A 7,877-nucleotide genomic window follows, 5' to 3' on the forward strand; every position below is an offset into this window, starting at 1 on the left:
TCCAAATGCTTCGCCCGTACAGTTGTCAGTTGTTAAGAACAGATTACCAATGACTAATGACAAATGACAAATCATTAAATAGGTTTAATGACAACAACACCATAAGCATCTGGGGAAAGATAATCTTTTGCAGCTTGGATTAAATCAGTTGCTGCCTGTGCTTGAATATATTGGGGATAATTAAAAGCTGGTTCTAAATCACCAATTAATGACTGATAATAACCATACAACCCAGCGCGATCACTTGGTGTTTCATTCCCAAATATAAACCGATTGGCTACACGTTGTTGAACACGGGCAATTTCTGATTCTTTGACAAATTCTGTTTGTAATGTGCGAAGATGTTGAATAATACCTGCTTCCACAACCGCTAAATTTTCGACATCACATTTAGCAGAAATCGAAAACACACCTTGCAATAAATTACTCATATTACTCACAGAAATTGAAGATACTAATCCCCGTTCTTCCCGTAAATCTCGCACTAATCTAGATGTTCTCCCATGTCCTAAAATTCCTGCTAAAACATCAAGTGCATAAGTTTCATCTAATTCCATCAATCCAGGTACTCGCCACATCATTACTAGTCTGGCTTGTTGAAGAGTTTCATCAACAACTTCCCTGCGGACTATTTCTGTAAATGCAGGTTCAGGAATTGCTGCTATTGATGTTAGTTTGTTGGTTGTTTGTTGATAATTTTTACTAAATTCTTCGGCGATAATTTCTACTAATTCTTCTACTGGTAAATTACCCACAGCGACTGCTGTAATTGACTGAGGTTGATACCAATGAGCATGAAAATCTCGCATTTGTTGCGGTTGAATTTGAGCAACAACTGCTTCTGGTCCAAGTACGGGACGACGATAGGGTAAGGTATCAAAAGCGGTTTCCATGACATGACGAGAAATTCGCCGTCGGGGGTTATCCTCAGAACGTCTAATTTCTTCCAAAACTACTAAACGTTCTCGTTCAAAAGCATCATCAGGAATACTAGGATTACAAACAACATCTATTTGTAAAGGTGCTAATTCGGCAAAATCTTTAGGGGCAGTTGTGGTATAATAGTGTGTATAATCTTGGCTGGTGGCAGCATTAGTGACAGCACCGCGCTCTTCAATCCGGCGCTCAAATTCACCACTAATTAACTTCTGTGTACCCTTAAAAATCATGTGTTCTAAAAAGTGAGCCATGCCATTAATCGCATCTGACTCCATTGCTGAACCGGTTTTGACCCATAAATTGAGATTAACCGCGTCTATTGGCATTTGTTCGGCGATAATGGTTAAACCATTTGGCAGATGGTGCAGAGTGGGTGCGTTAAGACACGGAAAATTTAGCAGAGTTGATGTCATTGCTTGTGGTGAGCGAAGAGCTTTGTTACTGCTTCTATCTTACAACTTTCTTGATGGTGTAAACATTGTCAAGACTTTTGAAAGAAGTTAAGAATCTTATTGATTAGTTTTTTCCTTAGTCTCAAACCTCATTTATTTTCTCTATAAATTGTTGTATATAGTAAGTATTATTCCCTGGATTATCCGAAACTAACTTATCATTTATCAAGCCTAATTAATAATTAATTTTAGGACTTACACAAGACTCATGGAATAACGAACCACAGAGGCACAGAGGTCACGGAGAAATGAGGATTTGAGAGATGTTTTGCGTAAGTCCTGAATTTATTCAAGAATAATTAGGTTGGGACAAATGCCCAACCCACACAATAGAAAAATAAGAAATGTCTCTACACTACTTATTTACTCATTTTGAAAATACTGAAGCACTGATTTGTTGTGCTGGGGAAGGGGAAGGGGAAGATGATAAGAATTTCTCTACCAACAATTGCTGGAAAATGTTGACATCATTTTGCCAATTAGCAATTATTTGTTGTAAGTCTTGTATTCTTTCCGCAACGGTATTTCCGGTGAGAGGATAATTCAAGTTACCAGAGAATAAAATAGCTGGTGTTACCTGTTCCCCAGACTGGACATTTACTTGATTAATAGCTAAATTCAGAACTCCCCGTTTTAAGGGATAACTTAACTCTAATCCAGCATTGACTTTACTTCCTCCAAATTCCTGCCAAGAACCTGGGGCTAGAAGTTTACCGCATATATACTGATAAGCATCTGCTTCTGATGTAAAACCGACAACTGCTTTGGGGTTAATTCCTACTGCTTGATACTCTACTTGGGATAATTTTTCAACCAATTGTAGTGCAACTGTGGCGAGTTGAATTTCTGCCGGTGTTTTTCCTCCTATCATCTCTAACACATTCAGTCGGTTAGGTTGAACAATGATTCCCACACCGTTTTTATAAACCAACTGAACTAAATTATTATTGTAAACTGGTTGATTTGCTAGTTCCCAGTCTGAAGGAATAATCCCTGTATATTTGACGAAATCTGGGTTGAGAACTGCGGGATTGAGATTTTTCGCTACGAGAGAAATTGCTATTTCTGTGAGTTGTAAACTATTACTCATACACTTCTGGTTATGGCTGAATTGATTAACAGTATAAACACTGTCTAACCTAGTATAAGTGAAAAGTAACGTATTTGTAATTATTTATCTAAATAATCAGTAATCAACCTGAGTATACAGTGCTTATACTTAACAATTGTCCAGATTCTCTACTTCTTGGAGAAGTAGGGAATCTAACTTTTAGCTTTAGAGATTGATTTATTGTAAACTGATAATTAGTAATATTAAGAATTATGACAAATCCTACTCACACAAAAAATCAATCCCGCGTCATCGTCATCGGTGCGGGTATAGGTGGACTTACAGCCGGGGCATTATTAGCCCATAGAGGTTATAACGTCCTTATTCTCGACCAAGCCATAGTTCCCGGTGGTTGCGCTTCCACATTCAAACGTCAGGGATTTACCTTTGATGTTGGTGCGACGCAAGTAGCAGGTTTAGAACCTGGGGGAATTCATCACCGCATTTTCTCAGAATTAAATATAGAATTACCCGCAGCTACACCTTGCGACCCAGCCTGTGCTGTATATCTTCCAGGAGAGTCCACACCCATTAATGTCTGGCGTGATCCTCAAAAATGGCAAGCAGAACGCCAAAAACAGTTTCCGGGAAGTGAACCTTTTTGGCAATTATTAACAACTTTATTTAATGCTAGTTGGGAATTTCAAGGACGTGATCCTGTTTTACCACCCCGGAATTTATGGGATTTGGGACAATTAATCAAAGCAGTGCGTCCAAGTACATTTATTACCGCGCCTTTCACTTTATTTACTGTTGGTGATGCTTTGCGATTATATGGTTTAGGAAATGATCAAAGACTGCGGACATTTTTAGATTTACAACTTAAATTATATTCTCAAGTAAGTGCGGAAGAAACCGCTTTACTTTATGCAGCTACAGCCTTGAGTGTATCCCAATTACCCCAAGGGTTATTTCATCTCCAAGGAAGTATGCAAGTATTGAGCGATCGCTTGGTAGAATCCTTAGAACGAGATAGTGGTAAACTATTGATGCGCCACACGGTCGAAAAAATCGAAGTTGAAAATAACCAAGCTAAAGCGGTAGTTATTAAAAATCAGAAAACAGGGGAAACTTGGACAGAATCAGCAGATCATATCATTGGTAATGTCACCGTTCAGAACTTAGTCCAATTATTAGGAGAAAATGCGCCATCTGGATATAAACAAAGAGTAGAAAAACTCCCACCAGCTTCCGGTGCATTTGTGATTTATTTAGGTGTAGATAAAAGTGCAATTCCTCCTAATTGTCCACCGCATTTACAATTTTTATATGATGTAAATAAACCCATTGGGGAAAATAATTCCTTATTTGTATCTGTAAGTCATGAAGGAGACGGCCGCGCACCATTAGGAAAAGCCACAATTATCGCTTCTTCCTTTGTTGATTTTACGACCTGGTGGGAAACTCAAAATTATGAAGAGTTAAAACAAAAATTCACTCAAGATGCAATTTCTAAACTTTCTGAATATTTCTATTTAAAACCAGAAACTATCATTTATGTAGAAGCAGCCACACCTCGCACTTTTGCTCATTATACAGGCAGAGAAAAGGGAATTGTGGGCGGTATTGGTCAAAGAATTCCTACCTTTGGACCCTTTGGTTTTGCTAATCGGACTCCCATTAATAATTTGTGGTTAGTTGGTGATTCTACACATCCTGGAGAAGGTACAGCAGGTGTAAGTTATTCGGCTTTGACGGTAGTTAGACAAATTCAAGCTCAAGGGTAGAATTATTTTTTTCACGCAGAGGCGCGGAGAACACAGAGAATTATTTTTCAGCTAGTTTAGCAGTAATGAATTTACCAATACTATGGTAGTATTAGATATATTACCCGTAGAAAAATAAACTATGGTAACGACAGCAATATAAGGATTCCTCACTTTGCGCCTTTGCGTGAGGCTATACTCAAAACGGCTTGATTGTTTGATTCTAAACGTAGGGGTTTAGCACTGCTAAACCCCTACACATCTGGGTTCTTTGTCATTTGGCAAAAGTTTAAATCTCACCCGTGTTTAGTATAATTCATACTTAAAATTAGCAAAATTATCCATTAATTAGGACTTCCTGAAGGCTGAGATTCTGGAACTGCTGGTGTTAGTTCAGGTATAGATTCCACAGACGGACTAGGAGGGGATTTGGGAATCATAAGTTGCCGCCAAGTTCTAATTTGTTCTCGAGAGTCAGTGTAAGCACTACTACCACGAGGAATTAACTTGGCTGTATCAATTGCTTTAGCCACATCTACCTCACTTTGAGAACGTGCCATTTCTAACAACTGTTGACTCCACTGGTCAATAGCAATATTCACATCTAAACGTAAACTGTTACGACTAGATACCCGATTTGCCAACTGGATAGCTTCACTTAAAGCCTCTGGTGTGCCAGTAACTGCAACTTGCTTGGCCTTTTGCCAACTCTCTTTAGCGCGAATTTGGTCTTGCCAAGTATCTATAGATGATTGGGCTTCACTTGATAAAGCGCGTCCTGAAGAGGCGATTTTTTGGGCTTCACTAATAGCCGTTGTTAAATTACCACTGTCGGCTAATGCCTTGGCTTGATCTAAATATGGTTGATCTTGAATGCGCTCAATTTTAGCCGTCCATAGCCTCATCTTTTTTCTGGCTTCTGGATATAATGCTCGTCCAGAACGAATTTGATTAAGTTCAGCGATCGCTGTTTGCAATGAGTTAACATCCTCACCGATGGCTATTTGTTCTGCCCGATCTAAATATGGTCTATCTTCAATCGTTTCCACTTGTCCACGCCAACGGCCAATTTCTTGACGGGCTTCTGTCCCACGGGGATTATTCCCAGGAATTAGCTGTACTTCCGAAATAGCTGCTGTTAAATCATTAACCGTGCCTTGACTGGCTAGATTTCGGGCTTTCTCTAACCGAGAAACATCTTCAATTTCTAATTGCCAACGCGCAATTAATTGTTGTGCCTCATTATAAACATCCCTAGAAGCATCTATTTGTTGAGCTTGAGAAATAGCAGTTTCTAACCCAGCCGCAGTCCCAATAAAAGCACTTCTTTGGGCTTCACCCAAAACCATAAAATCATCAACTTCCGCTTGTAATTCAGGAATAGGCGGAATTTGTCGGGCAATTTCCAATGCTGCATCCGCATTTCGCTCTTTCATCTTTGCTTGTGCGAGTGTGAGCATTTTTCGAGCAAATCCTGATATTAACTCTTTGGCTTTTTGATACAGATAACTATCCGGTTTAATCGCCTCAGCTAGTTTAATAGCTTTGAGTAAATTATCTAAATTGCGACTCTTTGCTAAATCTTCTGCTTTGTAAAGTTTATCCCCATCTTCCCGCGCTGTAACAATAATGTTATTTAATTGATCATATTTAGTGCTTGCCCAGTATTTATTATCTACCCGCAGTAATCTAGCTGTGAGCATAAAAGCCGATTGCCAATGTCGTTGACGCAATTCCTTTTCGGCTTCTTGGTAAATTCCTTCAGCCTTTGACCAAATCGTTTGCCATTTTTGAATTTGTTCTTCAACCAGTTCACTAACCTTGACATCAGGAGGAATTTTTCGGGCTGTAGCGATCGCTTCCTCCAAATTCCCTCCTTGGAAACTCTGATCAGCTAATTTTAAAATATCCCGTGACCATTCCTCCAAAAGACGATTAATTTCGCCTCGTAGTGGGTGATTTTCTGGTAATTGCTTGACGAGAGTAATCGCTTGCAGCAAATCATTAATAGTTTGCTTAGAAGCCGCCAACTGAGCGCAGTGTACTCTCACTGACGCACTAGCCAAAGGCCAGAAAATCTGTGGACAATTAGGGGCAGATGGTAACTTAAACAGGATGGATAGAGCGAGAAAACCCATACTTCCAGGAATTAAAGTTAATACTGCTGCCCAAACTACCCAATTTTTAGTCCAACGGGGCAATTTCTCAATTAAAACACTGAGATTAAAAGTAGATTCTGAATTATCATTTATCGCCAAACCTGTGCCATCTGGCTTTTTGCTTTTCTTCATGGACTGAGAATTAGCACCAATTGCAGCAGTATCAGCAGTTTGATTATTTGATATATAGTTGGGTTCAAACCCAATTGGTTCTCCTGCTTGGTCCGAAGACCAATTATCTGGAATATCCCGCTCTGTCATTGCTCACACCACACTAATTGAATAGCGATATGAAAGTAGGTAGATCAATATAGATAATTTTATGTTTGCTATCCTAACTTTCCCATCTAGAAAAACCCATCCAAAAAATTCATCACCCTCATCAATAACATTACTGTTTTTTGGTTTGAGTGTGACTAGTTACATTAACCAGAAATTGCAGATTCTCCTTGCAAATCTCCAATTAACTGGGTTAAATCATCACTACTTGCTTGATAAATATTACCGCAAAACTCACAAGTTGCTTCTGCACCATTATCTTTCACAATCATGTCTTGTAGTTCCGCTTCTCCCAATATTTTCAGCGCCCCTAGCACCCGATCAAAAGAGCAGCCACAATGAAAGCGTAACATCTGAGTTTCCGGAAATATGTTCAATCCCATATCTCCTAACAAATCGTTAAAAATTTCTATCAGTGTTTTACCTGCTTGCAGTAATGGCGTAAACCCGGATAAAGCCGAAACCCGTGATTCTAATGTAGCCACTAACTCCTCATCCCTCGCAGCTTTCGGTAACACCTGTATCAATATTCCTCCGGCAGCCGTCACACCCTGTTCTCCCACAAACACACCCAAAACTAAAGCGGAAGGAGTTTGTTCAGAATTTGCTAAATAGTGAGCAACATCGTCACCTATTTCCCCAGAAACAAGTTCTACCGTACTAGAGTAAGGAAAGCCATGGCCAATATCGCGGACTACATAAAGAAAACCTGTACCCACTGCCCCCCCAACATCTAGTTTACCCTGATCATTGGGAGGCAATTCCACAGAGGGATTACCAACATAGCCCCTCACAGTGCCATCTAAGCCCGCATCTGCCAATATACCACCTAAAAGACCATCGCCCTTAACTCGCACATTTACCCTAGAACCGACCCGTTTCATACTGGAAGCCATCAACAAACCAGCCGCCATACTTCTTCCCAAAGCTGCTGTAGCCACATAAGATAATTTATGGCGTTGTCTAGCCTCTTCTGTTAACCGGGTGGTAATCACGCCTACAGCCTTAATACCACCATCCGCCGCAGTCGCACGAATCAATTGATCTGCCATGAAAAACCTTACAATTCTTTACAAGATGACTTTTATATTCTAAGTTGTTTCGAGTCAGGAGAAGGAAGAAGGAGTCAGGAGTCACCGAGTCAGGAGTCAGGAGTCAGGAGTCACCGAGTCAGGAGGAAGAAGGAAGGAAGAAGGAAATTACCCAATTACCAATTACCAATTACCAATTA

Annotated in this window: 5 protein-coding genes; 1 reads left to right on the forward strand and 4 read right to left on the reverse strand. The window is 39.9% G+C overall.

The annotated features are described in order from the left end of the window. Positions 1–74 precede the first annotated feature (74 nt). Both FJR06_RS03665 and FJR06_RS03670 read right to left on the reverse strand, forming a co-directional pair. Positions 75–1,352, reverse strand: a complete 1,278-nt coding sequence (locus FJR06_RS03665; RefSeq protein WP_168650820.1) for a pitrilysin family protein — start codon at positions 1,350–1,352, stop codon at positions 75–77. A 406-nt stretch (positions 1,353–1,758) separates the two neighbouring features. Continuing rightward, positions 1,759–2,481 (reverse strand): hypothetical protein, encoded by a 723-nt coding sequence (locus tag FJR06_RS03670; protein WP_168650822.1) that lies wholly within the window; start codon positions 2,479–2,481, stop codon positions 1,759–1,761. A 233-nt stretch (positions 2,482–2,714) separates the two neighbouring features. On the opposite strand from FJR06_RS03670, the gene crtD reads away from it, so the two are divergent. Then, a complete protein-coding gene (gene crtD, locus FJR06_RS03675) occupies positions 2,715–4,229 on the forward strand; it encodes a C-3',4' desaturase CrtD (protein ID WP_168650824.1) in 1,515 nt (504 codons plus the stop codon). A gap of 323 nt (positions 4,230–4,552) precedes the next feature. Here the strand turns inward: crtD and FJR06_RS03680 are convergent, their stop codons facing one another. Beyond that, positions 4,553–6,628 (reverse strand): chromosome segregation ATPase, encoded by a 2,076-nt coding sequence (locus tag FJR06_RS03680; RefSeq protein WP_168650826.1) that lies wholly within the window; start codon positions 6,626–6,628, stop codon positions 4,553–4,555. A gap of 164 nt (positions 6,629–6,792) precedes the next feature. After that, positions 6,793–7,698 (reverse strand): Hsp33 family molecular chaperone HslO, encoded by a 906-nt coding sequence (hslO, locus tag FJR06_RS03685; RefSeq protein ID WP_168650828.1) that lies wholly within the window; start codon positions 7,696–7,698, stop codon positions 6,793–6,795. Between the last annotated feature and the right edge of the window lie 179 nt (positions 7,699–7,877).

This window comes from Dolichospermum sp. UHCC 0352 (assembly GCF_009711925.1).
GTDB lineage: Bacteria > Cyanobacteriota > Cyanobacteriia > Cyanobacteriales > Nostocaceae > Dolichospermum > Dolichospermum lemmermannii.

Bases quoted from the DNA above. Each gene is read 5' to 3' on its own strand.
- FJR06_RS03680 (WP_168650826.1), bottom strand. From the start codon at position 6,628: ATGACAGAGCGGGATATTCCAGATAATTGGTCTTCGGACCAAGCAGGA.
- hslO (WP_168650828.1), bottom strand. From the start codon at position 7,698: ATGGCAGATCAATTGATTCGTGCGACTGCGGCGGATGGTGGTATTAAG.
- FJR06_RS03665 (WP_168650820.1), bottom strand. From the start codon at position 1,352: ATGACATCAACTCTGCTAAATTTTCCGTGTCTTAACGCACCCACTCTG.
- FJR06_RS03670 (WP_168650822.1), bottom strand. From the start codon at position 2,481: ATGAGTAATAGTTTACAACTCACAGAAATAGCAATTTCTCTCGTAGCG.
- crtD (WP_168650824.1), top strand. From the start codon at position 2,715: ATGACAAATCCTACTCACACAAAAAATCAATCCCGCGTCATCGTCATC.